This is a genomic window from Sphingomonas sp. CCH5-D11, assembly GCF_001557395.1.
Taxonomy (GTDB): domain Bacteria; phylum Pseudomonadota; class Alphaproteobacteria; order Sphingomonadales; family Sphingomonadaceae; genus Sphingomonas.
This window is the reverse complement of sequence record NZ_LSKH01000244.1, coordinates 66,503-92,973: the sequence shown is the minus strand read 5'-3', so window position 1 is coordinate 92,973 and position 26,471 is coordinate 66,503. Positions and strand designations below refer to the sequence as shown.

Annotated in this window: 25 protein-coding genes; 9 read left to right on the top strand and 16 right to left on the bottom strand. The window is 66.6% G+C overall.

The genetic code is table 11. The features are described from left to right. From AX702_RS15570 to AX702_RS15560, 3 genes are all read right to left on the bottom strand, one after another. Positions 1-480 (bottom strand): ABC transporter substrate-binding protein (locus tag AX702_RS15570; protein ID WP_197420639.1); only part of this gene is annotated, 480 nt, incomplete at its 3' end. Beyond that, a complete protein-coding gene (locus AX702_RS15565) occupies positions 477-1,058 on the bottom strand; it encodes an ANTAR domain-containing response regulator (RefSeq protein ID WP_066781076.1) in 582 nt (193 codons plus the stop codon). The genes AX702_RS15570 and AX702_RS15565, both read right to left, overlap by 4 nt. An 11-nt stretch (positions 1,059-1,069) precedes the next feature. Beyond that, positions 1,070-2,008 carry a LysR family transcriptional regulator gene (locus tag AX702_RS15560; protein ID WP_066781074.1) on the bottom strand — a complete coding sequence of 313 codons (939 nt, stop codon included), beginning with the start codon at positions 2,006-2,008 and terminating at the stop codon, positions 1,070-1,072. 99 nt (positions 2,009-2,107) lie between these two features. On the opposite strand from AX702_RS15560, the gene ilvD reads away from it, so the two are divergent. Further along, entirely contained in the window at positions 2,108-3,961 is a 1,854-nt protein-coding gene (gene ilvD / locus AX702_RS15555; protein WP_066781072.1) for a dihydroxy-acid dehydratase, read from the top strand. A 33-nt stretch (positions 3,962-3,994) separates the two neighbouring features. On the opposite strand, the gene AX702_RS15550 is transcribed toward ilvD, so the two are convergent. Both AX702_RS15550 and AX702_RS15545 read right to left on the bottom strand, forming a co-directional pair. After that, positions 3,995-4,909: a sulfotransferase family protein gene (locus AX702_RS15550; RefSeq protein WP_082746310.1), complete on the bottom strand. Its 915-nt coding sequence runs from the start codon at positions 4,907-4,909 to the stop codon at positions 3,995-3,997. A 50-nt stretch (positions 4,910-4,959) separates the two neighbouring features. Next, positions 4,960-6,153 carry a glycosyltransferase family 4 protein gene (locus AX702_RS15545; RefSeq protein ID WP_231731885.1) on the bottom strand — a complete coding sequence of 398 codons (1,194 nt, stop codon included), beginning with the start codon at positions 6,151-6,153 and terminating at the stop codon, positions 4,960-4,962. A gap of 513 nt (positions 6,154-6,666) precedes the next feature. Here AX702_RS15545 and AX702_RS15540 point away from each other — a divergent pair. The 3 genes from AX702_RS15540 to aguB all read left to right on the top strand — a co-directional run bounded on the left by AX702_RS15540 (position 6,667) and on the right by aguB (position 9,948). Beyond that, positions 6,667-8,055 carry a sulfotransferase family protein gene (locus tag AX702_RS15540; RefSeq protein WP_156455528.1) on the top strand — a complete coding sequence of 463 codons (1,389 nt, stop codon included), beginning with the start codon at positions 6,667-6,669 and terminating at the stop codon, positions 8,053-8,055. 99 nt (positions 8,056-8,154) lie between these two features. Beyond that, a complete protein-coding gene (locus AX702_RS15535; RefSeq protein WP_066781067.1) occupies positions 8,155-8,937 on the top strand; it encodes an SDR family NAD(P)-dependent oxidoreductase in 783 nt (260 codons plus the stop codon). Positions 8,938-9,102: 165 nt separating this feature from the next. Next, positions 9,103-9,948 (top strand): N-carbamoylputrescine amidase, encoded by an 846-nt coding sequence (gene aguB / locus AX702_RS15530; protein ID WP_066781066.1) that lies wholly within the window; start codon positions 9,103-9,105, stop codon positions 9,946-9,948. A gap of 9 nt (positions 9,949-9,957) precedes the next feature. On the opposite strand, the gene AX702_RS15525 is transcribed toward aguB, so the two are convergent. The 11 genes from AX702_RS15525 to dapA all read right to left on the bottom strand — a co-directional run bounded on the left by AX702_RS15525 (position 9,958) and on the right by dapA (position 20,973). Further along, on the bottom strand, positions 9,958-11,142 hold the full coding sequence (locus AX702_RS15525) for a class I SAM-dependent RNA methyltransferase (RefSeq protein ID WP_066781064.1): 1,185 nt from the start codon (positions 11,140-11,142) through the stop codon (positions 9,958-9,960). Beyond that, positions 11,139-12,512 carry a bifunctional ADP-dependent NAD(P)H-hydrate dehydratase/NAD(P)H-hydrate epimerase gene (locus tag AX702_RS15520; RefSeq protein WP_066781062.1) on the bottom strand — a complete coding sequence of 458 codons (1,374 nt, stop codon included), beginning with the start codon at positions 12,510-12,512 and terminating at the stop codon, positions 11,139-11,141. The genes AX702_RS15525 and AX702_RS15520 overlap by 4 nt, the downstream gene beginning before the upstream one ends. Next, a complete protein-coding gene (locus tag AX702_RS15515; RefSeq protein WP_231731884.1) occupies positions 12,509-12,943 on the bottom strand; it encodes a hypothetical protein in 435 nt (144 codons plus the stop codon). Before AX702_RS15515 ends, AX702_RS15520 begins: the two co-directional genes overlap by 4 nt. 94 nt (positions 12,944-13,037) lie before the next feature. Beyond that, the gene (locus AX702_RS15510) at positions 13,038-13,385 is read right to left on the bottom strand and encodes a response regulator (protein WP_066781061.1); all 348 of its coding nucleotides are present in this window, start codon (positions 13,383-13,385) and stop codon (positions 13,038-13,040) included. A gap of 62 nt (positions 13,386-13,447) precedes the next feature. Continuing rightward, positions 13,448-15,841 (bottom strand): response regulator, encoded by a 2,394-nt coding sequence (locus tag AX702_RS15505; protein WP_066781060.1) that lies wholly within the window; start codon positions 15,839-15,841, stop codon positions 13,448-13,450. A gap of 57 nt (positions 15,842-15,898) precedes the next feature. Beyond that, on the bottom strand, positions 15,899-17,977 hold the full coding sequence (locus AX702_RS15500; protein WP_066781059.1) for a M13 family metallopeptidase: 2,079 nt from the start codon (positions 17,975-17,977) through the stop codon (positions 15,899-15,901). Between the two features lie 41 nt (positions 17,978-18,018). Next, entirely contained in the window at positions 18,019-18,603 is a 585-nt protein-coding gene (locus tag AX702_RS15495) for a DUF2062 domain-containing protein (RefSeq protein WP_066781058.1), read from the bottom strand. After that, positions 18,603-19,085 carry an SsrA-binding protein SmpB gene (smpB, locus tag AX702_RS15490; RefSeq protein ID WP_066781057.1) on the bottom strand — a complete coding sequence of 161 codons (483 nt, stop codon included), beginning with the start codon at positions 19,083-19,085 and terminating at the stop codon, positions 18,603-18,605. Before smpB ends, AX702_RS15495 begins: the two co-directional genes overlap by 1 nt. 48 nt (positions 19,086-19,133) lie before the next feature. Continuing rightward, positions 19,134-19,454, bottom strand: a complete 321-nt coding sequence (locus AX702_RS15485) for a hypothetical protein (protein ID WP_143058525.1) — start codon at positions 19,452-19,454, stop codon at positions 19,134-19,136. Positions 19,455-19,516: 62 nt separating this feature from the next. Next, positions 19,517-20,098 carry a hypothetical protein gene (locus AX702_RS15480; protein WP_066781053.1) on the bottom strand — a complete coding sequence of 194 codons (582 nt, stop codon included), beginning with the start codon at positions 20,096-20,098 and terminating at the stop codon, positions 19,517-19,519. Next, positions 20,095-20,973 (bottom strand): 4-hydroxy-tetrahydrodipicolinate synthase, encoded by an 879-nt coding sequence (dapA, locus tag AX702_RS15475; RefSeq protein ID WP_066781052.1) that lies wholly within the window; start codon positions 20,971-20,973, stop codon positions 20,095-20,097. The genes AX702_RS15480 and dapA overlap by 4 nt, the downstream gene beginning before the upstream one ends. Positions 20,974-21,049: 76 nt before the next feature. Here dapA and AX702_RS15470 point away from each other — a divergent pair, with 76 nt between their 5' ends. The 5 genes from AX702_RS15470 (at position 21,050) to AX702_RS15450 (ending at position 26,416) form a co-directional block, all read left to right on the top strand. Further along, entirely contained in the window at positions 21,050-23,068 is a 2,019-nt protein-coding gene (locus tag AX702_RS15470) for a lytic transglycosylase domain-containing protein (protein WP_066781050.1), read from the top strand. Positions 23,069-23,136: 68 nt separating this feature from the next. Continuing rightward, positions 23,137-23,619 carry a transcription elongation factor GreB gene (greB, locus tag AX702_RS15465; protein WP_066781048.1) on the top strand — a complete coding sequence of 161 codons (483 nt, stop codon included), beginning with the start codon at positions 23,137-23,139 and terminating at the stop codon, positions 23,617-23,619. A gap of 52 nt (positions 23,620-23,671) precedes the next feature. Further along, the gene (locus AX702_RS15460) at positions 23,672-23,914 is read left to right on the top strand and encodes a hypothetical protein (protein WP_066781046.1); all 243 of its coding nucleotides are present in this window, start codon (positions 23,672-23,674) and stop codon (positions 23,912-23,914) included. A gap of 37 nt (positions 23,915-23,951) precedes the next feature. After that, the gene (locus AX702_RS15455; protein ID WP_066781044.1) at positions 23,952-24,791 is read left to right on the top strand and encodes an NYN domain-containing protein; all 840 of its coding nucleotides are present in this window, start codon (positions 23,952-23,954) and stop codon (positions 24,789-24,791) included. Further along, positions 24,791-26,416: a M28 family peptidase gene (locus AX702_RS15450; protein WP_066781042.1), complete on the top strand. Its 1,626-nt coding sequence runs from the start codon at positions 24,791-24,793 to the stop codon at positions 26,414-26,416. Before AX702_RS15455 ends, AX702_RS15450 begins: the two co-directional genes overlap by 1 nt. Positions 26,417-26,471 lie beyond the last annotated feature (55 nt).

The window sequence follows — 26,471 nt, the reverse complement described above, 5'->3', positions numbered from 1 at the left end:
GTCCTCGTCCGGCCGTATCCCAACCCCGGCGAGCCAGTAGCGCAGCATGTAATTGTGGCTGGAATAACGGTGCACCACGCCAAAGCGCAGTGGTCGCCCAGCAGCACGCCGCTCCGCCGCCACCGCCTTCAGCGCCGCCCCGATCACCATCGGATCTCCCAGCCGATCGCCCAGTCCGCATGCCTCGCCCAAGGCGGTCGAAAAGGTGATCGCATTGCCGTTCAGGCCAAGCACGAACGGCACGGTCATCGGCACGGCGGGACGATCACGCCCCAGCGCGGTTGCGATCGCCAGCGGCGCGAGCAGATGCGCCGCGTCCGTATGGCCGTAAAGCAGCCGGTCGCGCACGGTGGCCCAGGTCATGTCGCGCACCGGTTCGATTGCAACGCCCTCGGCCGCGGCAAAGCCCAGTTCGTGCGCCAGGATCGGCAGCGCCGCGTCCACCAGCGGAAGGAAGCCGATGCGGAACGTCTCGCTCATGACAGATCCCCCATCAGCGCCTCGCTTGTCACGATCGCCTCCGCCACTTCGGCGATGCGACGGTTCGATTTCATCGCATGGCCACGCAGCAGCGCGTAGGCGGCTGGCTCGTCCAGCCCGCGCCGCTTCATCAGGATCGCCTTGGCGCGATCGATCGTCTGCCGGTCGGCCAGCGCCGATTTCGCTTCCGCCAGCTCGGTCTGAAGCCGCGAGAACGCCTGGAAGCGCCGCACCGCTAGGTCGAGCACCGGCTTGATCCGCTGCCGCGCCAGCCCGTCGACAACATAGGCCGATACGCCCGCATCCACCGCCGCCATGGTCGCCTGCGCGTCCGACTGGTCGACGAACATCGCGATCGGCCGGTCCAGCGCACGCGACATGGCGAAGAAATCCTCCAGCAGGTCGCGGCTCGGATTCTCGAGGTTGATCAGCACCACTTCGGGTGCGCTTGCCTCGATCTGCGCCACCAGCGGCCCCGTGGGGTCGATCACGACCAGATCGTCCAGTCCGGCGTCGCGCAGCCCTTCGGAAATGATCGCCGCCCGCGTTGTGCTCGTGTCGATGATCGCGATCCTCACGAATGCGGTCGTTACAGGATCGGCGATGCGCTCGCCAGTGGCTGGCCGGCAGCGGTCTCCGCCGCAATGTCCAGGAATCGCGCCAGCGTGGCCGGCACATAATCCTGGCGCCAGGCTATGCCCGTCTCCAGAACCGGCGGCGCATCGCGCAGGTCGGCATAGCGCACGCCCGTCCGCGCCAGGTTACGCAGCGACGCGGGCACCAGAGAAATGCCCATGCCCGCTGAGACCAGGCTGATGATCGTCTGCATCTGAATGGCTTCCTGCACGATGCGCGGCGTGCCGCGCCACGCGGCATGATAGCCGGTCACCAGATCGTGAAATGCCGGCGCCACCCGGCGCGGAAAGATGATGAGCGGTTGGCCGACCACCGTCTCCGCCGGAACATGGCCGTCCACCAGGGTGATTCGTCCATCCGCGATCCAGGCTTCCGGAATGGCCGCGATCAAGGGCTCCGATACAAGCTGGCGATAGGCGAGGCCCGGAGGCAACACGCGGTCCGCCGGCGCGATGATGATCCCGGCGTGCCCCTTTCCGTCACGAAGCGCCGTGATCTGCACATCGCTCGTCGCCTCCGTCAGCGCGATCTCGACGTCGGGAAAGAGCGCGGCGTAGCGCCGCACCAGCATGGGAAGGATGCTGTAATCCGCCGTGCTGACGAACGATAGCTCCAGCCGGCCGGCCTCCCCCTCCCGCAGCCGCCGGGCGATCTCGGGCAGGTCGTTCACCCGCTCCAGCGCCCCCTCCACATGGGGCAGCCACTGCGCCCCGAATGGCGTCAGCGCCACGCTCCGCTTCGTTCGGGCGAACAGCGCCGCGCCAAGTTCACGCTCCAGCGCCTGGATCGATTGGCTGAGCGGCGGCTGCGTCATCCCCAGCCGTTCCGCCGCACGGCCGAAGTGCAGCGTCTCGGCCACCGCCGCGAAATGGCGAAGCTGGCGAAGGTCCATGTGATATGCTCTCCGACCTAGAACGCGCGGACTAGGATATTTCCCATCCTAGCGTAACTGGCCTATCCTGCGCGCTGATTAACTGCCGAGACCTGTGCCATGCCCGCTTATCGTTCCCGCACCACCACTCACGGCCGCAACATGGCGGGCGCCCGCGGCCTGTGGCGCGCCACCGGCATGAAGGACAGCGACTTCGGCAAGCCGATCATCGCGGTGGTCAACAGCTTCACCCAGTTCGTGCCGGGCCACGTCCATCTGAAGGATCTCGGCCAGCTCGTCGCGCGGGAGATCGAGGCGGCGGGCGGCGTTGCGAAGGAATTCAACACCATCGCGGTCGATGACGGGATCGCCATGGGCCATGATGGCATGCTCTACAGCCTGCCCAGCCGCGATCTGATCGCGGACAGCGTCGAATATATGGTGAACGCGCACTGCGCCGATGCGATGGTCTGCATTTCCAATTGCGACAAGATCACGCCGGGCATGCTGATGGCGGCGCTGCGCCTCAACGTGCCCGCGATCTTCGTCTCGGGCGGGCCGATGGAGGCGGGCAAGGCCGACATTCGCGGCCAGACGGTGGCGCTCGATCTGGTCGACGCCATGGTGGTCGCCGCGGACGAAAGCTACACCGACGAAGAGGTAAAGGTGATCGAGCGGTCGGCGTGTCCGACCTGCGGTTCCTGTTCGGGCATGTTCACCGCCAACAGCATGAATTGCCTGACGGAGGCGCTCGGCCTGTCGCTGCCCGGCAACGGCTCGGTGCTGGCGACCCATGCCGATCGCGAGCAGCTGTTCCGTGAGGCCGGGCACACCATCGTCGATCTCGCGCGCCGCTGGTATGAACAGGATGATGCCTCGGCGCTGCCGCGCTCGATCGCCAGCTTCGCCGCGTTCGAAAATGCCATGAGCCTCGACATCGCGATGGGCGGCTCGACCAACACGGTGCTTCACCTGCTCGCCGCCGCCTATGAGGGTGAGGTCCCCTTCACCATGGCCGATATCGACCGCCTGTCGCGCCGCGTGCCGTGCCTGTGCAAGGTCGCGCCCGCCAAGCAGGACGTGCACATGGAGGATGTGCACCGTGCCGGCGGCATCATGGCGATCCTTGGCCAGCTCGATCGCGCGGGCCTGCTCGATACCAGCCTGCCGACCGTGCACGCCCCCACGCTCGGCGCGGCGCTCGACCGCTGGGACATCAGCCGCACCACCAGCGACAGCGTGCGCCAGTTCTTCAGCGCCGCACCCGGCGGCGTGCGCACGACCCAGGCGTTCAGCCAGAGCAACCGCTGGAAGGAGCTCGACACCGATCGCACCGCCGGGGTGATCCGCGATGCGGAGCATCCTTTCTCCAAGGACGGCGGCCTGGCGGTACTCTACGGCAATCTCGCACCCGAAGGCTGCATCGTGAAAACGGCCGGCGTGGATGAAAGCATCCTCACCTTCCACGGCACGGCGCGCGTTTACGAAAGCCAGGATGCGGCGGTCGCCGGCATTCTCGGCAATGAGGTGAAGGCGGACGACGTGGTGGTGATCCGCTACGAAGGGCCAAAGGGCGGGCCGGGGATGCAGGAGATGCTCTATCCGACCAGCTATCTGAAGTCGAAGGGCCTGGGGAAGGCGTGCGCCCTCATCACCGACGGGCGCTTTTCCGGCGGCACCTCCGGCCTGTCGATCGGCCATGTCTCGCCCGAGGCGGCGGAGGGCGGGCTCATCGCGCTGGTCGAAACGGGCGATCCGATCATCATCGACATCCCCAATCGCGGAGTCCGGCTCGACATCGATCACGCAACGCTCGCCGCCCGCCGTGAAGCGATGGAGGCCCGCGGAAAGGCCGCCTGGAAGCCTTTCGGCCGCAAGCGCCACATTTCCCCCGCCCTGCGCGCCTATGCCGCCCTCACCACCAACGCCGCCCGCGGCGCAGTACGCGACGTCGCCCAGATCGAGCGGGATTGACCAGCCAACCGGCTGCCACCCCGGCTCGCCGCCTCAACGCGGGCCGGCTGCGGTCAGCACCGCCGTGTTCCCCTGCCGCGAGGATGCCGGGCGCGCCAAGCCATTGGCGCCCGGCAGCCATTGGCTGAGATCACGGTTCAGCAACACCTCGAGCGCCTCGACCTCGGGCGCGTAATAATCGCGAAGCCGCGCGCGCAAATCGGCTGTCATCGGCGGATAGGCCATCGGCTTGGCCAGCAGGCCCCGCACGCTCTCGAACATGCGGGTTCCACGCAGCGGCTTCACCAGGTTCTTCGCCGGCTGCGCCAGGCGGCGGATCGCCAGCGGCAGCAGCGGCGCGGCGCCATCGTTGACCTTGCCTGCCGCCGGCGCGCGCCCCTCATTCATTGGTGACAGGCCAAGGTGGCGACACGTGTCGTCAAGTACCTGGGCCGGCGTCGCGCGGACGTCCTCGAACAGGAACACCAGCATCTGCCGCCGGTCGAACAGCGACAGCCACCGGCGCAGGTGCGTGCCGTAGAGCCCGTTATCCAGGAACCGGCGGAAGGTGGCAGTCGCCGGGTTGAGATACTCCTCCGGACCGCCGCGGATCGTGCCGCGCCGGTAGAGCATGCAATAATCCGAATAGGCACGGTCCACCGGATCCCTCAGCTGCGCGATCAGCGGAATGGCCGGCAGGACGCGCGCGATGCGCTCCGCCGCATGCGGGTCGGCCAGGTAATCGGCGGATTTCTCGCCTACCAGCTGGCCCGGCCGCGCCTCGGTGAAGAACTCGGCATACCAGTCCGGCCCGCGCTCGAACTCGCGGCTGAAATAATGCGGCTCGGGATCAGGCAGATAGACGTCGGGATGGTTCTGGATCTGCACGTTCAGCCAGGTGGTGGCAGCCTTCACCGCCCCCACGATCATGAAATCCGGCACCTTGGTCCGGCCTGCCTGGTCGCTCATCGCACTCTTCCTTCGCCTGTCGCCCGGCGGGCCGCAGCGATCCGCCTCGGTCAAAGAAATGCCTGACCTTTGGCGATCACCGGATCCGCCTTGCTCTTCGCCTTTGCGCGCTGCGCAATCCGCTTGATCAGCCCGTCCCACCGGGTGATGATCCGTTCGGGCATGAAGCGCTCCATCGCCTGTTTGCCCGCTGCCCCCATTTGTTCGCGCAGCAGCGGATCGGCCATGGCGACGGCCAGTTGCTCGGCCAAGCCCTCCACGTCCTGATCCGGCGCCAGCAGGCCGGTGCGGCCATGGTCGATCATCTCGGCTGGGCCCCATGGGCAATCGAACGCGACGGTTGGAATGCCCGCCGCCATCGCCTCGCCCACCACGATGCCCCATCCTTCATAGCGGGAGGAGAGAACGAACAGGTCCGCCTCCTTCGTCCAGCCGCCCGGCTCGCGGGTCACGCCCGGGAAGCTGACGCGCATCTCGAGCCCCAGCGCCGCACGCTGCTGTTCCAGCGCGGCGCGCAATGGCCCCTCGCCCCAGATGGTCAGCCGCCAGTCGGGAAAGCGCGGCGCAAGCCGGGCGAACGCCTGCAAGAGCAGATCGAAGCCCTTCTGCTCCACCAGCCGCCCCACCGCGACCAGATTGCGCCCGTTGGCGTCGAACGTGCGAACGCTCCCCCTCGCCACCGCGTGATTGGGAATGACCATGTCGGTTCGCTGCGGCGTGGGGCTGAAATAGGATGCCGCGCCCCGTGTCATGGTGACGAGCGCGTCCGATCGCGCATAGGCGTATCGGCGAATGGCGCTCCATGTCGCGCCCACCTTCTGCCGATCGGGATTGTTCCGCTCCGACACGATCACCGGAATGCCCAGCGCATCGGCGGCCAGCGACGTGAGCACGTTGGTTCTGGTCAGAAAGGAAACCACCACCTCGGGCCGATGGTCGCTCAATTCGCTCTTCAACAGCCGGTATCGCCGCAGCATTCCCAGGCTGCGGCCGATCAGGTTTCGAGGCGGCGGCGCCTTCCCCAGGTTGATCAGGCGAACGTCGGGGTTCAGCGCGTAATAAGGCTGTTCGTCGAACGGCTGGAAACAGGCGAGCCGGACCTGCACGCCCTGATTGACATAATGATTGGCCAGCATCGACACGACATGCTCGGATCCGCCGGCGCCAAGGCCCGGCATGACGAAGGTCAGCCGCGATAGTACGAAACTGTCCGATCGACTGATCGGCGCCTTGATGAGCAACACGGATCGCACTGCTTATGCTCGGTCCGTGGTCGATGCGTTGACCCTCAGTTCCGCCCGCCAGCAGCAATGATCATCGATCTCATGACATGATGCGGGCATGGCCGGTGTTGTCCTGCGGAGGCACCCTCAAGTGCGCTGGTGGTCGATCGTCTTCATAGCGGCCGGTCCGGAACGGGCGTATTGCGCAACGGAGTAACGTGTTCGAAACTAAATTGCCTGCCGATCGGCACCCGTTGGCGCGGCTAATCCGGACGTATGCGTCGCTGAGAGATTTTGGTTATGCCAAGCGCTTGATTGGCAGTGCACGACGCTAAGTGGCGATGCCGCAACATCCCGTTGGAGTATAACCTTTGGGATGAGGGCACGGATGATCGCGACCGGCTTGTCCCGCCACTCGCTTATGGCAGATGCGCCCTTCGACTGATTTCACCGCCACCGCCGTCCGCGCCGGACCCGCTGACGTGAGGACACCGACCGGCGCGGCAGTGAAAGTGTGGCTCATCAACAGCATTCGTGAGGAAATCGACGGCGCCGCGCGGCACGCAGGCCGCTGTCGCGCGTTCCCCCGCGATGCCGCCCTTGAGCCCGTCGCCACTTGCCACATCCACCCCCTTCCCGCACCTGCCGACCGCCGCTCCGATCACCCGCGACCCGCGGCTGCAAATCGTTGATGCGGCGCTCGACGGGGCGTGGCGTCGCGGCTGGGCCGAGCGCCCACCGCTCGATCCGGCCGCTCTGATCCGCAAGGCGACGGACAAGGTTGGCGTGGCGCCGGACCAGCACGGCGATCGCGCATGGCGAGATCGGCTGGAGCTGCTCTGCGCCGATCTGGAGCAGGTCGCGGACCTCACTCCCCTGGGGCGCACGATCGCGCACGGCCAGCTTGTTGCCGCGCTCTGCAATCGCATCCGTTTCGAGGCGCTCTGGCGGGCGCGTCCTCAGATTGCGGAACAGCCAATCGTCGCACCGATCATCATCGTCGGGCAGATGCGGTCGGGCACGACGCGGATGCAGCGCCTGCTCGCCTGTGATCCCCGGCTGGCCTTCACGCGCTTTTACGAAAGCTGGAACCCGCTGCCGCGCACCGGCGACCGCGGCTGGATGGATGATCGCAAGCTGCGCGGCTGGCTGGGCACCCTCACCGTCCGGCTGCTCAACCCTTCGTTCGACACCATCCATCCGACGCGCTGGGACGCGGCCGATGAAGAGATCGGGCTCCAGAGCGTCTCGATCTTCGGCTCGGCGTTCGAGGCGCAATGGCGCGTGCCGGGCTATACCGCAGCGCTCGAGGCGGACGACGGGATCGCCGCTTATGCGGAATTCCGCCGCCTCCTTCAGACGATTGCCTGGCTTCGCCGCGACACCGGCTTGCGCCCCTGGATCCTCAAGGTGCCGCAGTTCAGCCAGGATCTCGCCGCCGTGCTTCGCACCTTCCCCGATGCGCGCCTGATCTGCCTCAGCCGCGATCCGCAGCAGGTAATCGCCTCCTCGGCTTCGCTGGTCCGCAATCAGATGGCGATCCAGTCCGCCTCTGCCGATCCCACCTGGATCGGGCGGGAATGGACGCGCAAGGTCGCGCTGCGCGCGCAGCGCATGGCCTCGGCCCGGTCAGGCAGTCACGCGCCTCAGGTGGACGTCGCCTTTGATGATGTGGAGCAGGACTGGCGCGGCGAAATCCAGCGCGTGTACCGGATGCTCGGCCTCTCGCTGCCGACTGAGGTGCTCGCCCGAATGCAGGATTACGCCTGCCGGACACGCACGGGAAGCCACGCCCGCCACCGCTATCGCGCCGAAGACTTCGGCCTGGCGCAGCATCATACGACCCCAGCCACCTTTGATGCCTCGCGCTGCGCGGTCCTGGCCTGCGGACAGGCGCATCCCTGCGCCCTCCACCCGGCTTGACTCACGCCGCCTCCCGTTTCGGCATTCGCTCCCGGAACTAGCGCGCGGCCTCGATCCGCAGCTAGGCTGCTCGCCGATAACAGCACAGGAGAGCGGACGATGCCCTATTCACCCTTTGACCTCAGCGGGCGTGTCGCGCTGATCACCGGCGGCAATGGTGGGATCGGCATCGGCATGGCGGATGCGCTGGCCCAGGCCGGGGCGGACGTAGTGATCTGGGGCAACAATCCGGCGAAGAACGCTGCCGCGCAGGATCGCCTGTCCGCGCACGGCACTCGCATTCTGATCGAACGGGTCGATGTGGCGGACGAGGCGGCGGTGGACGCCGGGGTGGACCGCGCCGTGGAGATGATGGGCCGGCTCGATTTTGTCGCCGCCAACGCCGGCGTCGGGGAGGGCGCCGACAGCTTTGACACGATGACGACCGAGCTGTGGCGCCGGGTGATGGCGGTGAACCTCGATGGCGTGTTCTGGACTCTGCGTGCTGCGGCACGCCACATGGTCGCACGGGCGAAGGATGGCGATCTCGGCGGCTCGCTGCTCGCCACCTCATCCACTTCGGCCGTGCATGGCGCGCCCCGCAACCAGGCCTATGCCGCTACAAAGGGCGCACTGCTGCCGATGATGCGCGGGCTGGCGGTGGAATATGCCCGCTACGGCATTCGCGCCAATGCCATCCTGCCGGGCTGGATCGCGACGGACATGACCTCGCGCGCGCAGGGCAATGATCGTTTCAACGAAAAGGTCATCTCCCGCGTGCCGATGCGCCGCTGGGGCGAGCCGGAGGATTTCGGCGGCCTTGCCGTCTATCTCGCCTCGGATGCGTCGCGCTTCCACACCGGAGACACCTTCACGATCGACGGCGGCTATACCATTTTCTGATCGCCAATCGCCGCTGCGCGGCAGCGCGGCCGATCGACTTCGTATTCAGGCCGAAATGTGCCGGTCCCGCACCGAAACCAGGCCGGCTTGCTCCGCTGCGCACCACCAGGCGGCCGGTGCGCGGGAGGGTGGCGAGCGAGCGCGTCATCCCCTACATGCCGGCGCATGACCGAAATCACCGTCGCCGCGCTTCAGCTCGCTTTCTCCGCTGACATGGATGCGAACATCGCCAACGTGTCCCGCCTCGTGCGCGAAGCCGCCGCCAAAGGCGCTCAGGTGATCCTGCCGCCCGAGCTTTTCGAAGGCGAATACTTCTGCCGGGTCGAGGATGAGGGCTTGTTCGCCAACGCCCGGCCGACGGCGGAGCATCCTGCGGTACTTGCCATGCAGTCGCTGGCATCGGAGCTAAAGGTCTCCATTCCCACCAGCTTTTTCGAGGCTGATGGGCCGCACCACTATAACAGCCTTGCCATGATCGGCCCTGACGGTGCGATCCAGGGCGTTTATCGCAAGAGCCACATTCCCGATGGCCCGGGCTATGAGGAGAAGTTCTACTTCCGCCCGGGCAACACGGGGTTCAAGGTCTGGGACGGCCCGGCCAAGCTCGGCGTCGGCATCTGCTGGGACCAATGGTATCCGGAAACCGCCCGGGCGATGATGCTGATGGGCGCACAGGTGCTCTTCTACCCCACCGCCATCGGCAGCGAGCCGCACGATACCTCGCTCGACACCGCCCGCCTGTGGCGCCGCGCCATGGTTGGTCATGCCGTGTCGAATGTCGTGCCGGTGGTCGCCGCCAACCGCATCGGGACGGAACACGGCCAGACCTTCTACGGCACCAGTTTCATCTGCGATGAGCGCGGGGACATTGTGGCAGAGCTGGGGCGCGACGAGGAAGGCGTGATCACGGCGACTCTCGATCTCGATCGCGTCAAGCGTCACCGCGCCGCCTTCGGCTTTTTCCGCGATCGCCGGCCCGAGCTTTACGGACGGCTTACGGCCGACATCTAAGATTGCGCCTCAGCTTTGTCGGCTGAGGCTCGCGGCCAGTTCCACATGCGTTGACCAGCGGAACTGGCCGACCGGCTGGATCCAGTCGATCCGCCATCCGCCTTCAACTATCATCTTAACATCACGCGCGAAGCTGCTGGGATTGCAGGAAACATAGGCTACGCGCGGCACGCGTGAGCTGGCGAGTGCCTGCGCCTGTTCCTTCGCACCGGCCCGTGGCGGGTCGATCACGATCGCGGCGAAACGGTCCAGCTCGGCCGGCGTCAGAGGGCGGCGATACAGGTCGCGATGTTCGGTGAAGATCGGCCGCTGCGCACGGGCGGCCCCCACCTTCAGCGACATGATCGCCTCCCGCCCCGCTTCCGCTGCATAGACGCGGCCCGGCATGGCAAAGGCGAAGGTGCCAAGGCCGGCAAACAGATCCGCCACTACCGGCGCGTCCTCCACCACGGCCTGCACCGCCTGCACCAGCGCTGCCTCGCCCTCACGCGTTGCCTGCAGGAACGAGGCCGGCGGCAGCGGCACTGGATTGCCGCTCAGCGTCACCGTCACCCCTTCGGGTTCCCAGCGCACTTCCGGCCCATAGCCCTCATCGAAGGCCATGCGCGCGAGCCGATTGGCCTCGGCGAAGGCAGTGATCGCCTCGGCTGCGGCCAGCCCCTCGGGCAATATGCCGTTGACCAGAAGATCCACACCCTGATCTGCCAGCGTCAGGTGCAGGTCCAGCCGCCGCTTGGGCCGCAGCACGTGGATCAGCCGTCGCAGCGGCGCCACCAGCGCGAAAAGCTCGGGCGCCAGCACATGGCATTCTGCCAGATCAACGATCGCGTGGCTCTTCTCGACCGCGAAGCCAACGCGTCCTGACGGCTCCGCATGGAGCGTCGCACGCCGACGCGTGCGCGGCGGAGACAGGGCCGGCTCCCGGATCTCCGCCGACAGCCCCTGCCCTGCCAGCGCGCCAGCGATCCGATCGACGATGAACTGGCTCCAGGCGGTATCGTCGAGATGCTGCAACTGGCAGCCGCCGCATTCGGGAAAGTGCCGGCAGGGCGGCACCTGATGGTGTGGCCCGGCCTCGATGGCGCCGTCCGCGCGCACTTGATCCCCCGGTGCGGCGAACGGCACGTGCCGCCCATCGCCAGTCACACCTTCGCCGCGCGCAGCGACACGCAGGATCGTGGAAGCCTCGGTCACAAACAAGCTCCAACGGCTGCAGGTAGATGGGCGATCAGATCATCGGCGATAAAGCTTGGACCGCTTAACCGTGCTGCTTCAGCATGTAACCACACGCCGTTCACAGCAGCAGTGAAGATGTCCGCACCGCCGGCAAGCTGCGCCGCCACCACGCCGGACAGGACATCGCCGGTGCCAGCGGTCGCCAGCCAGCTTGGTGCATGCGCATGGACGGCAACACGGCCGTCGGGAGCGGCAATCACGGTATCAGGCCCCTTGAAAACGATAACGGCATTGGCTCGGCGCGCCGCCTCCTGCGCACGAGAGATCTTGCCTCCCCCCGTCTCGCCAAACATCCGGCTGAACTCGCCCTGGTGCGGCGTCAGGATTGTCGGGACTGCGGCGGGCGCATCGCTCAGAAGGTGAAGCGCGTCGCCGTCGATGACGAGCGGGCGCCCGCACGATAGCGCCGCATCCAGGCGTTCGCGCGCCTGTTCGTCCCGGCCCAGACCGGGCCCGACGATCACCGCCCCCACCCTTTGGCCGGACAGGCTATCCTCGTGCAATCGCTGCCGGACGATGGCATGCGGCAAGCGATCGGTGGCGCTGCCGAGCAGCCGGACATAGCCGGCCCCGCTCCGGCTTGCGCCCATCGCCGCCAGCGCCGCGGCGCCCGGCATCCGTCCCGCGATCACCGCAACAAGGCCACGCGAATATTTGTGCGCGTCGCGTCCCGGTACATGAAGCACCGGCGCGTCCGCCACCCTCACCGCGCTCTCGACGGGAACCCCGATATTCAGAAGCCTTACCTCCCCGCACAAGGCAGCGGAAGGCTGCAACACATGCGCCGGCTTCACCGCACCTAGCGCAAGGGTGAGGCTCACTGGCGGCAGGTCGGTAAGAATGGCACCGTCATCGGTGGAGACGCCGCTTGGCACATCGATCGCGATCGACAATCGCGCCGCGTCGATCAGCTTAGCCAGCGCCGCCGCCGCCTCACCGCCGAGCGGCCGGCTCATGCCGATCCCGAACAGGGCGTCGATCAGGATCGGAGCGGGCGCGCTGTCGGTCAGACGCTCGACCGGCCCGCTCCAGCCGCCCCGAGCGGCGGCCGCAGCCTCCGTCCCCGGATCGGCGATTGCCGTGACGCGGACGGCTTGTCCTGCGCGGCGAAGCGCTGTCGCCACTACATAGCCGTCACCGCCATTGTTCCCCGGCCCGCAAGCCACCAGAATCTCGGCACCGGCCGCCAGCCGCCGCACCTGCTCCGCGACTGCCTCTCCCGCTCGCGTCATCAGCGCCTGTGCCGGTGTGCCGCTGGCCATCACCGCCGCCTCTGCCGCGCGCATCTCGCGCACGGACAGGATCGGCTGGCCATCAATCCTGATCATTTGCCCATGTCGCTTCGAAGCGCGGGCAGGCGATAATGATCGTTCCCGATCGTCACTTCGATTTCATCCTGATCCACCAGCGTCACCTCGGCGGGCTCCGCGCCATCCGCCGCCGCCACTCCCCGGCCGTCCTTCGTCACCAACAGCCGGCGAAAACCGCCATCGGGATGCCGCATCGTCAACACCAGCCCATGATCCGTGCGCGTTCGGTCGACGCTGCACACCCGCGTGAAGTCGGTCGCGCCGCCGGGCGCACATTCGACCCATTCGTCGTCCACGGCATCGCGTTCGGAACTGGCGTTCACCTCAGCCATTGCCTGTCCCTGAGTCGCCGCCTGCTCACACGCACCCGCGGTCAGCAGCAGTGACAGGGCGAGCATCCGCACGGGAATGTCCGATACAGCCGTCCCGGCCTGGGCCTGCTCGCTCACGTCCCGATCCGATATCCCGCCGCCGTGCCGCATCGCATGAGCCTCCTGCCAGCCACCAAGGCGCCCCGCCAGAGTGGCGATCGGAAACCGGCCGTCAAGCGAGCGCGTCGAGCGCCTTCTCCACGCCGTCCAGCGTGAACGGCTTCTGCAGGATCGGCCGCCCGCGAAATTCTTCCGCGATCATGTCGTCCGCACCGCCGGTCGCGAACACGAATGGCACCTGCCGTTCGGCCAGCGCGGCCGCGATCGGCCAGCTCTTTTCGCCACCACGCAGATTGACGTCGAGGATCGCGCAATCGAACCCGCCCGCCTCCACCAGAGGAAGCGCCGTCTCCACGCAGTCAGCCGTTCCGGCACACTGGCGGTCGAGCACGTCGAGAAAATCCTCGAGCATCATGGCGATAAGCGGCTCATCCTCGACGAGCAGGACGCGGTTGGTCATGCCGCGCCCTTAGAGGTAACACACTGATCCCGCAACGGTCCGCAATTCAGGCAGCTAGCCTGTTATTCGCGCTGGCCGAATGCATCGCGTGCCGCCTCGGCCAGTTGCTGGACAGAGAAGGGCTTTGGAATGAACGCCACATTCTCCAGATCGATCGATCGGCGCAGCTGTTCCTCCGCATAGCCGGACATGAACAGGATCGGCAGGTCCGGGTAACGCAGGCGGATCCGCCGGGCCATGGTCGGCCCGTCCATCGCCGGCATCACCACGTCGCTGACCAGAAGGTCCGGGCGCGGGTTCTTCTCGATCAGCTCGAGCGCCACTTCGCCATTCTCGGCGGTCAGAACGGTATAGCCCTGCCGCGTCAGCGCGCGCTCCGCCACTGCGCGGACCATATCCTCGTCTTCGACCAGCAGCACCGTGCCCGTGCCCCAGACATCAGCGGGTCGTTTTTTCGCGACAACGTTGCGCGGCGGCACGACTTCGCCTGTCGCGTGGACCGGCAGGTAGATGGTGAAGGTCGCACCAAGGCCGGGCTTGGAATCGGCGAAGATATAGCCGCCGGACTGTTTGACGATGCCGTAGACGGTGGAAAGACCAAGCCCGGTTCCCTTGCCGACCTCCTTGGTAGTGAAGAACGGCTCGAATATCTTGGGCAGCACGTCCAGCGGGATGCCCGATCCCGTGTCCGAGATTTCGAGCGCGGTATACTCGCCTACCGGCATGATATCCGGCCCGCGGCGGCGGATCTCATTGATGGTGGCCGAGCGGGTCTGGATCGTCAGCTTGCCGCCACCGTGCGGATATTTGGCCAGCATCGCATCCCGGGCATTGACCGCAAGATTGACGACGACTTGCTCAAGCTGCCCCGGATCGGCGCGCACCGGCCCCAGGTCGCGCCCGTGCCGTACTTCCAACGTCACCGTCTCGCCCAGAAGCCGCTTTAACAGGTTCGACACTTCGGAAACCACGTCCGGCAGTTGCAGGATCTGCGGGCGCAAGGTCTGTTGGCGGGAGAAAGCCAGCAACTGCCGGGTCAGCCCGGCTGCGCGGTTGGAGTTGTTCCGAATCTGCTGGATATCGTCATAATCGCTGTCGCCCGGCGAGTGGCGCATCAGCATCAGGTCGCAATGGCCGATGATGGCGGTCAGGATGTTGTTGAAATCATGCGCCACGCCGCCGGCTAGCTGGCCCACGGCCTGCATCTTGGTCGCCTGCGCCACCTCGCGTTTCAGCCGCGTTTCCTCGCCATTGTCCTTGAGGCTCAGCACGACGGATGCGTCGCCAAGTCCCCGGGCGCCGGCAATCGACAGCACCACGGGCTCTTCGGGATGGTCGCGCAGACGGACGGCCATGTCCGCCACATGCGCCGCCCCGCCCCCGGCAAACCGGCGCACGGCATCCGCCACGGCCGCCTTGTCTTCCCGCACGACGAGATCGCCGGGATAGAGTGGCGGCGCATTCCGGTCGACCGACGCTGCCCGAACGAAGGCATCGTTCATCTCGATGAACCGGCCGTCGCGATCGACCAGCGCGATACCCAGCGGCATCAGCTGCACCAATGTGCGAATATGCGCCGCCGCGCCATTGCCGTAGCTGACCGGCGTTTCATCTTCGTCCAGCAGCGCGACCAGGATGGGGGCGCCTTCCACATCGGCGAACGGCACCTGCACGAGGCGCAATGGATTGCCGTCCATCCCCTCCCGCTCGAACCGGATCAGCCCCCGGCTGTCGGTCGCCAGGAACCGGGCGAAGTCCGCGCCTTCGGCCGGCGCATCCGCATGGCCCATCGCGCGGGCGCGCAACACCGGGTCCGCGGCAAGGACGCGCCCGTCGGTGGTCAGCAGGGCGGCCATGATGCCCGATCCCGCCAGCCGTTTCCCTAGTGCGCCGGACAGCGCCTCCGCCAGCGCTCGGCTGCCATCGGATTCGATTGCCGAAGCCGCTCGCCATACCAGCAGATCCTGTTGCTGGCCGGTGCGTGACACGTCGATGGCGATGGCGCGCCCGGCCACCTCGGCATGATCGACACGCGCGCGCCCATCGCGCCATGCGGCGCGCCCCGCCGCGGCAAGGGCCCCTACCCCCGCTTCGCCGATCGGCAGGCCCGGCGGCGTCGGAAGGCCGGCAAACATCTGTTCGAACCGATCGTTGGCACAGACGAGCCGGCCGGCACGGTCAGTGACCGCAATCGCGTCCGGGCTCTCGTCGGCCAGGGCGCGCACCAATTGCCAGTCGATTTCGGGAACCGGCGACGGCGCGATCGGCGCCAGCGCCCGCCAAGCGACTGCCGCCCCGCCGACCACGATGCCTGCTGCCAGGAATCCGATCGCCACCACCGGATCCCCCAGCAGCCACAGGATGAAGACGGCGGCGGTGAGGCCCGCCGCCATGGCGATCCCCAGCGCCCCTTCGGAGGACAAGCGGTGAGCACGAAGGAAAGGAAGCGTCGCCATTCAACGGCCCTTTATCCCCGCCGCACGCGCGTCAAGCGTCGTGCGGCGGGGAAGCGATCACCAGATGCGAACGCGCTGCTCGTCGTTGAGATACAGCTTCTGCCCCGGCCGCGCGCCGAAGGCCTCGTACCAGGTATCAACATTGCGAACGATATTGGCGCGCTGCATGCCCGGCGAATGCGGGTCGGACAGCAGGATCTGCCGCAGGATCGGATCGCGATATTTCGTCCGCCACACTTGGCCATAGCCCAGGTAGAAACGCTGCGCGCCGGTGGTGCCGTCGATCACCGGCGCCTTCTTGCCGCCGAGCGACAGCCGATAGGCGTCATAGGAAACGATGATGCCCGCCAGGTCGGCGATGTTCTCGCCAAGCGTCAGCGCGCCCTGAACATGCTGCCCGGGCAGAGGCTCGTATGCGTCATATTGCGCCACCAGACGATCGGTGAACGTTTTGAAGCGGGCAACATCCTGTTCGGTCCACCAGTCCGCGAGCTTGCCGGTCGGATCATATTTGCGCCCCTGATCGTCGAAATGGTGACTGATCTCATGGCCGATGACGGCACCGATCGCGCCATAGTTCACCGCCGGATCGGCCTTGGGATCGAAGAACGGCGGCTGCAGGATGGCGGCCGGGAACACGATCTCGTTCATCGTCGGATTGGCATAAGCGTTGATGGTCATGGGGGTCATGAACCATTCGCCGCGATCGATCGGCTGGCCGATCTTGTTGAGATTGCGCTGGAACTCGAATTCATTTCCCCGCGCCACGTTGCCGACCAGGTCGTCGCGGCGGATCTCCAGGCCGGCATAGTCACGCCATTTGTCCGGATAGCCGATCTTGGGGGTGAAAGCCGCCAGCTTGGCCAGCGCCTTTTGCTTGGTCTCAGGCGCCATCCATTCCAGGTTCTTCAGCCGCTCGCCCATGGCGGCAATGATGTTGCGCACCAGTGCATCGGCCGCGGCTTTGGATTCCGGCGGGAAATACCGCGCCACATAAGCCTGCCCCAGATCCTCGCCGAGCTGGCTGCTGACAAGGTCAACGCCCCGCTTCCACCGTGCCTGCTGCTCGGGCGCTCCGGTCAGCTCCGTGCCGTAGAAGGCGAAGCGGGTCTGGTCGAAGTCCGTGGAAAGATAACGGGCATAGGTCGACAGGGTGCGCAGCAGCAGATGATCCTTCAGCACCGGCAACGGTGCCTCGGCCCATGCCTTGGCCTCGCCCACGAACGCGGTCGGCTGCGCCACGATCAGCGGCGCCTCTGCAGGGATGCCGGCCGCCTGGAAGAAGCTGGTCCAGTCATAGCCTGGCGCGCGGGCGACAAGCTCCGCGAACGTCATCTTGTTATAGATCTTGTCCGCATCGCGGCTGTCGACGCGCGTCCAATGCGCCTCGGCGATCGTCTTCTCGAGCTGCATCACCGCCGCCGCGCGAGCATCGGCGTTCGGCTCTCCGGCAAGTGTCAGCATTTTCGCCAGATAGGCCTGATACGCCGTTCGCGTGGCCGCCAGCTTGGCATCGTCCTTCAGATAGTAATCGCGATCCGGCAGACCCAGCCCGGCCTGGTTGAAGAAGACCGCATAGGTTTCCGGGTCCTTGTCGTCCTGATTGACGAACAGCGCGAAAAGGGAGTCGACGCCCCGCCGCGCCATTCGGCCGGCTTCCGCCGCCAACGCTTCCTTGGTCGGAGCGGCCTTGATCGCCGTCATCCACGGCTTCACTGGCGTCACGCCCTTGGCATTCACCGCCGCTTCGTCAAGGAAGCTGGCGTAGAAATCGCCCGACTTGCTGCCGGCCTTCGCCTTCTGCTCGTCCAGGATCGTGCGGGTCTGCTCACGCGACAGGTCCTGCAGGCGGTGGAACATGCCATAGGACGAGCGATCGGCCGGGATCTCCGTGTTCTTCTGCCACGTGCCGTTCGCATAGGCATAGAAGTCATCGCCCGGCGGAACGCTGGTATCGCGTCCGGCCATGTCGAACCCGAATGTTCCAAGCGCCGGCCCGGTGCGCTCGGCCGCCTTGGCGGGGGCAGCGGCAGCATCGCCGGCGGGCGCCTTCGCCGCGCGGGGCGCCGCGGTCTGCGCCAGGGCGGCGGCGGCGGTGGTGGAAAGAATTGCAGCAATCAGAAACGACGGACGCATGAATTGGCCTTCGCGTAAGTGAAGGCACGTGTTTTATCTAGTTAAGACGCCTCGTCAATGTGGTCCCGCCGGTGACGATGGCGCCATTTTCGCGCAATCCACAGTCTCCAACCCAGCGCCGAAAGACCATAACCCGCCAGCGACAGAACTGCCGTCACGATCAACAGTCCCAACGCCGTCGCCGGCGCAGCATCCGACATCAGCCACTGCATCCATCCGGATTGCGCGGCATCCTGCGCCGCCTTGCTCACCGGATCGCCGGGCAATGCCTGGTCCAGATGCAGCGCCCATTTGCCGATCCAATAAGCCAGCACCCAGAGCGGGGGCGTGGTGACGGGATTGGTGATGAAGGTCGTCAATGCCGCCGCCGGGATATTGGCGCGGGAGGGCAGCGCCAGCATCGCGGAAAAGGGGATCTGCGCCACCGGAAACAGGATACCCGTCACCATGCCCAGCGCCACGCCGCGCGGCACGGAGCGCCGGGTGAATCGCCACAGTTCCGGCGCCAGCACGCGATGTGCCACCGGGCGGAGCAGCCGGCTTTTTTCCAGCGATTCGCGGGTCGGCAGATTGCGATGGCACCACGCCGCGAGACGCTGCCAGATGGTCAGCGCACGCGTCGTCATCAGCCGCGCTCGCGCATCAGGCGGCCGGCCTCACGCTTCCAGTCGCGCTCCTTGATGGCGTCACGCTTGTCGTGCGCCTTTCTGCCCTTCGCCAACGCCAACTCCACCTTCGCCCGCCCCTGGCTGTTGAAGTAGATCATCAGGGGCACCAGCGTCATACCTTCGCGCGCCACCGCGCCGTGAAGCTTTCTAACTTCGCGCTCATGAAGCAGGAGTTTACGGGGCCGCTTGGGTTCGTGGTTGAAGCGGTTGCCGTGGCTGAACTCGGGAATGTTGGAATTCACCAGCCAGACGCCGCCGTCGCTCACTTCGGCATAGCTTTCGGCAATGGATCCCTCGCCGAACCGCAGGCTCTTCACCTCCGTGCCGGTCAGCACGATCCCCGCTTCATAGGTGGTGTCGATCGAATAATCGAAACGCGCGCGGCGGTTTTCGGCGACGATCTTCTTCTTGTCGAAGGTGGCTGGCTTGGGACGTGGCATGGACGGGGCGATGTAGGCGGTCGAGCGCCTCGTGGAAAGGCTGGGTGTTCAGCGTTTCTTGCCGCCGATCGGGATGCGGAGGCGGATCATCGCCCGATTGATCGGCGCGCCCTGGGCATCGCGCGCTTGCTCCACTTCCGCCGCAACCGTGCCGACCCCGGCAATCGCCGCCTCCGCCTTCGGCGGTGCGCGCTCGGCAACGAAGCGCTCGGGCAAGGGCTTCAGGCGGAACCGGTCATTCGGTCGCGCGCAGACGACGATTTCCGCGCCCGGCTCCGGCGTCGGACAAGGTCGCTCGTCGGCACGGCGGGCGGGAACGGATGCCGGCGGACCAGCAACCTGCAGCGCGAGCATCCACCAACCGGGCACCCTGGTCCCCCGACGATTACCCCCGAAGGCTGGCGACAGATTGTGTCGGGATCATGGCTCGCTCAGCGGCCCTGCACGGTCTTCGATCGACCAGCGATCAGCTTGCGCACTGCCTGTACCGCCACGAACATTGCCGTGACCGCTCCGAGACCCGCCCAGACATATTCGCCATCCAGGGAACGGGCCATCAGCATCGCGGCGAAACCAAAGGAAAGCGCCAATTGCCCCCATGACAGGCTGGCAAGAGCGGTGCGCCTGGCTTCAGCACGCGTCCGGCTTGGTCCCGCCACCGCCCTTCTCTCGAAGCGGCGAGCCGGCGATCGCCAAAGCCACCACCAGCCGAGGACATACAACCCGATGATTGTTCCGGCCCCCGCCCAGATCAGAATTTCGGACGGAGCTGTGTCGAACTGAGGAACAGCAAACGCCATTACGGCGGCAACGGCAAACAGGCCTGCCAGCATCGCCCAGGACACCCACTGCACGCCGCGAAGAAAGGTGGCGAGTTCCTCGTCGCGTTCCTTCTCCGTCACGCGAACCGGAGCTGCCGTCGGCGCCGCGCGAAAGAGGTAGCCGCCCGCATCAGGTTCAAAGCGGTTGAGAAATGCCTCTTGCGCCTGTTTCGCGGAGCGCCTGAAGATCATTGCGTGAGGCCGGCCCTCTGCAATCCAGCATCGACGGCAGCGCGGCTCAACTCGCCGGGCCAGGTCATCGGCAGGCGCAACGCGTTCGGGAAACCGGGGCGGACCTTGGTCATGGCATACTTCACCGGGCCCGGAGAGGCGTCGGTGAACAGCGACGTGTGAAGCGCGAACAGCCGATCGTGCAGCGCCATCGCCTCCGGGCCGGTGCCCGCCGCCTGGAACTCGGCGCACAGCCGCGGCGCCACATTGGCCGTCACCGAGATGCAGCCCACCCCGCCCAGCGCGTTGAACGCCAGCGCGAGATCGTCATTGCCGGAAAGCTGGCAGAAGCCGTCGCCAAGCGCGGCGCGATGCTGCGATACGCGCTGCAACACGCCCGACGCGTCCTTCACGCCCACGAACACCTTGGGATAGGCCTCGACAATGCGGATCAGCGTTTCGGGCAGGATGTCAGTCACGGTGCGCGCCGGCACGTTGTAAAGCACCACCGGCAGGCCCGCGGTGGGCGCCAGCGCGGCGAAATGCTGGAAGATCCCTTCCTGAGAGGGCCGGTTGTAATAAGGCGGCACCATCAGCGCGGCGTCCGCGCCGGCTTCCTTTGCCGCCGCGATGTTCGCCGCCGCCACCCGCGTGTCGTTCGATCCGGCGCCAGCGATCACCGGCACGCGCCCACGCACCTGCTCCACGCAGATCTTCACGATGGCGAACTGCTCGTCCTTGGTCAGCGTCGCCGCCTCCCCGGTCGTCCCGCAGGGAACGAGCGCCGTTGAGCCCTCGCTGATCTGCCATTCGATCAGCTCGCGATAGGCGTGCTCGACGAACCGGCCGTCGGCGTCGAACGGCGTGACGAGCGCCGGAATCGATCCGGAAAACATGTGTTGCTCCTGAAACGGGGTGTGGTGCGTTGGGTCGTTCAGGACAGATACGGGTAGCCCGGCTATTCTGTCCACAATGGTGACTGGATTGAGGGCAGGGGCATTGATCGCACTGGCATTGGGTATGGGGGCGGCGCTGCTCGTCGCTCAGGATCAGGACGAGGCTGCGCGGACGCGGGCCGCCAATGTGATGGCACAGGGGCAACCCGCCGCCATGCCGCAGGCGACCAGCAATTCGGATCTGGCCGCCGCGCTCGCGCAGTGGCGCGCATTGCAGCAGACCGATTCGCTGCCGTTCGACAGCTATGCCGGCTTCCTGATGGCGCATCCGGGCTGGCCCAACGAAGCCGCCAACCGGCGTGCGGCCGAGCGGCAGGCGGGCAATGGCTATGCCTCGCCTGCGAACGTCGCTGCCTTCTTCCGCCGCTACCCCCCACTCACCGCGGCTGGCGCGGTGGCACAGGCCAGGGCGCTGCAGGCGACGGGCGCGACCGCCGAGGCCTATGAGGCGGCGCGCAATGCCTGGCGTCGCGGCGCGCTGGCGCCGACCGATGAATCCATGATACTGACGGGCTTCGCCGGTGCATTGCGGCCGGAGGACCACGATGCGCGCATGGATGCCTTGCTGTGGCAGGGATCGACCAGCAATGCCGCGCGTCAGATCGCGTTCACCTCCCCTGCCCGCCGCAGATTGTTCGAGGCGCGGCTCGCCTTTCGCACTGATGCGGAGCGCGCCTCCAGCCTTGCCGCCGCGAACGACGCCGCTGGCGCGTCCGACGCTGGCTATATCGCCGACAAGGCGACCTGGCTGCGCAACAATGGCGCGAGTGCCAGCGCCCGCTCCTGGCTGGCGCGCGCGCGGCAGCCAGGCATGGCGCGCCCCGGCGATGTGGAGGAATTCTACGAGGTCCTGCTCACCAATGCGCGCGCGGCCTCGTCCGACAATCAGCACCAGCTCGCCTATGACATCGCCCGGCAGGTGGACGACGCCTACCCCGCCGGCACCGACGTCTCGAAGAAGCCCTATGGTGAGCGTGATGATTACACGAGCCTCGTATGGCTCGCCGGGCAGACCGCGCTGAAGCAGCTGAGGCGACCGGCGGACGCGATGACGATGTTCGATCGTTATGGTCGCGGCAGCCAATCGCCGCAGACCCGGGCGAAGGGGTTCTATTGGGCCGGCCGCGCCGCCGAAGCGGCCGGGCGCACGACCGATGCCACCGCCTTCTTCAATCGCGCCGCCGGTTATCGCGATCAATTCTACGGTCAGCTGTCGCTCGAACATTTGCGCCGGCCGCTCTCGGCACCGCGCGATGTCACGACGCCGGCGATCGACCCGACAACGCGGCAAGCTTTCTTCGGCCAGGAAACGGTCCGAGCGGCGCAGTTCCTCGGCTCCATTGGCCAGTATCAGGATCAGACCGCCTTTGTGCGGACCATCGCCGCCAATGTCGAAAGCGATGCCGATCACTTCCTCGCCGAGGAGCTGTCGCGCTCGCTGCGCCGGCCGGACCTCGCCGTGATCGTTGGCCGCAAGGCGATGCAGAACGACCAGACGGAATATAGCGCCATCGCCTTCCCCACTGTGTCGGTGCCGCCGGGGTACGACAGCCAGTGGACCATGATCCATGCGATCGCGCGGCAGGAAAGCCAGTTCGACCGCGCCGCCATCTCCTCCGCAGGCGCGCGCGGGCTGATGCAGCTGATGCCCGGCACGGCGCGCGAACAGGCGGGCAAGATGGGCCTCCCCTATGATGCGCCGCGCCTGCTCACCGACACCAGCTACAATACGCAGCTCGGCTCCAGCTATTTCCAGCGGATCTTCGGCATCTATGGCAGCTATCCGCTGGCGATCGCCGCCTACAACGCCGGGCCGGGCAATGTGAACAAATGGCTGCGCGCCAATGGCGATCCGCGCACCGGCGCGATCGACATGGTCGAGTGGATCGAGGCGATACCTTACATGGAGACGCGCAACTATGTGCAGCGCGTGCTGGAAAATGCGGTGGTCTATGATCTGCTGAACCCGCCGCGCGCGAAGAGCCGGGGCCCGGCGAACCTCAGCTGGTATCTGGGGCGCAATCGCGCGGGATGATGGGCTGACCTCTCCGTTCTCGCGACGGGGAGGTCGCGGAGCCGGCGCCGGTTGGCTAAGGGCCGCTGATGGATCGCCCGAACTACATCACCCCGGCCGGCTATGCGGCATTGCGGGCCGAATATGAACTGCTTTTCGCCACTGAACGCCCGGCGCTGGTCGAAACCATCGCCTGGGCGGCCGGAAACGGCGACCGTTCCGAGAACGGGGACTATATCTATGGGCGCAAGCGGTTGCGGGAGATCGACCGGCGGCTGGGCTTCCTGTCGCGGCGGATGAAGGCGGCCAAGGTGGTCGATCCGGCGCAGGCGCCCGACCGCACTCGGGTCTTCTTCGGCGCCACCGTCACCATTGCCGATGAGGATGACAATCACCGCGACCTGACCTTGGTGGGCGATGACGAGGCGGATGCCGGCAAGGGGCTGATCGGCTGGAACGCGCCCCTCGCCCGTGCGCTGCGCGGCGCGGCGATCGGTGACCTGCGCCGCGTGGCACTGCCCGCCGGCGAAAGGGAATATGAGGTGATTGCCATCACTTATCCCGCAGCCTGACGAAACCTCTGCCCCTGCCCCCTCGTTGTTTCGGGCACGAAGGAGATCGATCATGGCAGAGAATAGCCGCACCACCACCGCCCGCGATCATGACGACAAGGACGTGATCGAAGGGATGATCCCGGCCGGCGAGGCACAGACCGGCACCAGCGGCGGTGCGCTGGCCCGCGACATCGGCTCGAAGGCGGATCTGAAGCAGGTGGACGACCCGGACGGCACCACCCGCGCCACCAAACAGGATGACATCGACGCCGATGTCGCGCTGCCCAGCGACCGGCGCGGCAGCAACGGCTGATTGACGCCGGCGCCCCCAGCGCCGATGGCGCTGGGGCATGGCGAGCGACGACACCCCCACCCGCAACATCGCGCTGTTAATCGACGCGGACAATGCCAGCTGGCACGCGATCGATCCGGTGCTCACCGTTCTTGCCGAACTCGGCACGGTCAACATCCGCCGCGTTTACGGCAATTGGTCCAAGCCGGCGCTGAGCGGCTGGCGCGAGATGACGATCAAGCACGGCATTGAGCCACAGCAGCAGTTCGACATCACCAAGGGCAAGAACGCCACCGACATGAAGATGACCATCGATGCGATGGACCTTCTGTTCCGCGGGCGGGTCGAGGGCTTTGGCATCATGTCGTCGGACTCGGATTTCATGCCTCTGGCGACGCGGCTGCGGCAGGATGGCCTGCCCGTTTATGGCTTCGGCCAGGCCAAGACGCCTGAGGGCTTCAAGCGCGCCTGCACCCGCTTCATCGACGTCGACAAGCTGATGGCGGCGGAGGCGGACGAAGCCAAGCAGAGCCCGCCTCCGGCTCCTCCCCCGGTGAAGGATCCGCCCACCGGAGCCGCGTCCAGCGCGCGAAACAAGGAACCGGAACCGGCTTCCCCGCCGATGCCGGCTGCAACGCAAGAGCCGGCGGCGCCGGCCGCCCCTGCGTCCATCGACGAGGAACTGGTGAAGCTTCTGATCGACGCTTATTCCGCGGTGAAGCGCGATGAAAAAGGCTTCGTCAGCCTGTCCGCCATGGGGCAGCTTGCGGCAAACCGATCAAGCTTTGACGTGCGCAACTATGGCTACAAGCGCCTGTCGGACTTGATCGCCGCCGTCCCCAATTTCAATACCGAGCGGCGTGAAGACGGCCGCGTTTTCGTGCGTAGGGTGCGTTGATGAAGAACAAGATCGCTTATCTCCTGCCGCTGATCGCCATCGCGGCTGCCGAACCACCCCGGACCGATCCGGCCAAGCTGTCGGCGATGGTGAAGGAACTCGCCTCCGACCCGTTTGGTGGCCGTGCCCCCGGTACTGAAGGCGAGAAGAAGACGATCGAGTGGGCGATCGCCCGCTTCAAGGCACTGGGGCTGGAGCCGGGCGGGCCGGACGCCGCCTGGACGCAGAAAGTGCCGCTGATCCACACTCGCCTCGGCGACGGACCGGTGATGTTCGGCGCGACCAAGCTTGTTCAGGGCACCGACGTGGCGCTGACCACGGTTCGCCCGGATGCTGCGGTCTCGATCGCAGACGCGCCGCTCGTCTTCGTCGGCTATGGCGTCAGCGCGCCCGAAGCGCAGTGGGATGATTTCAAGGGCTTGGACCTGAAGGGCAAGGTCGCCGTCTTCCTCGTCAACGATCCCGATTTCGAGGCACCCGCCGGGGTCGATGCAAAGGGCCGCTTCGGCGACAAGCGCATGACCTATTACGGTCGCTGGACCTACAAGTACGAAGAGGCGGCACGTCGCGGCGCAGTTGGTGCGCTGATCGTCCACGACACCGCCGGCGCAGGCTATCCCTGGTCGACCGCCAACGCCTCAAACGGCGAGAATTACGATATCGTCCGCGGCCCCGAGGACCAGCGTATCGCCCTTCAGGGCTGGCTGTCCGCCGAAGCTGCCGATCGCCTGTTCACCGCCGAAAAGCTGGATCTCGCCGCGCTGCGCTTGCAGGCCCGCTCCGCCGCCTTCAAGCCCGTCCCGCTCAAGGCGCGCTTCACGGCGCAGCTCCCGGTGGCGGTCGATCGGATCGAGAGCGCCAATGTCATCGCTAAGATCCCTGGCCGGGTAAAACCGGACGAGACCGTGCAGTTCGCCGCGCATTGGGACGCCTATGGCGAAGGCCCACCCGACGCGCAGGGCCGCACCATCCGACCCGGAGCGAATGACGATGCGCTCGGTGTTGCCGGGGTGATGGAGCTCGCGCGGCTGTTCAAGGCTGGCCCAGCGCCTGATCGCACGCTCGTCTTCGCCTTGTGGACCGCCGAGGAACGCGGCCTGCTCGGCTCCGAATGGTATGCCACCCGCCCCACCGCGCCGCTGGAAAAGACCGTCGCCAACCTGACGCTCGACATTCTTCAGACAGCCGGTGAGGCGAAGGACGTGATCCTGGTCGGCGCCGGCCAATCCTCGCTCGAGGATCTGCTGACCGACGCGGCGCGCGCGCAGAACCGCGTCGTCACGCCGGAGACCGCCAGCGAGCGCGGCCTCTTCTACCGCGCAGACCACTTTTCGGTCGTGCGCCGCGGCGTTCCCGCGCTGCAGCTGATGGCACTCGGGGGCGCGAGCGACATGCGCGTCGGCGGGCGGGAAGCGGGGCAGAAGTGGCTCGACGCCTATATGGCCTGCTATCACAAGACCTGCGACGCCTGGGCGCCGGACTGGAACTTCACCGGCGCGGCGCAGGATGTCGACCTGTTCCACACGATGGGCCAGCGGCTCTCCAAGGCAGGAGTCTGGCCCGAATGGCGCCCCGCATCGGAATTCCGCGCCATCCGCGCCAAGAGCGCCGATCAGCGCCAATAGCCAACGCAGCTAGAATCTGATCCACCCCGCTTGAAGCGCCCCCCGGCGAAGGCCG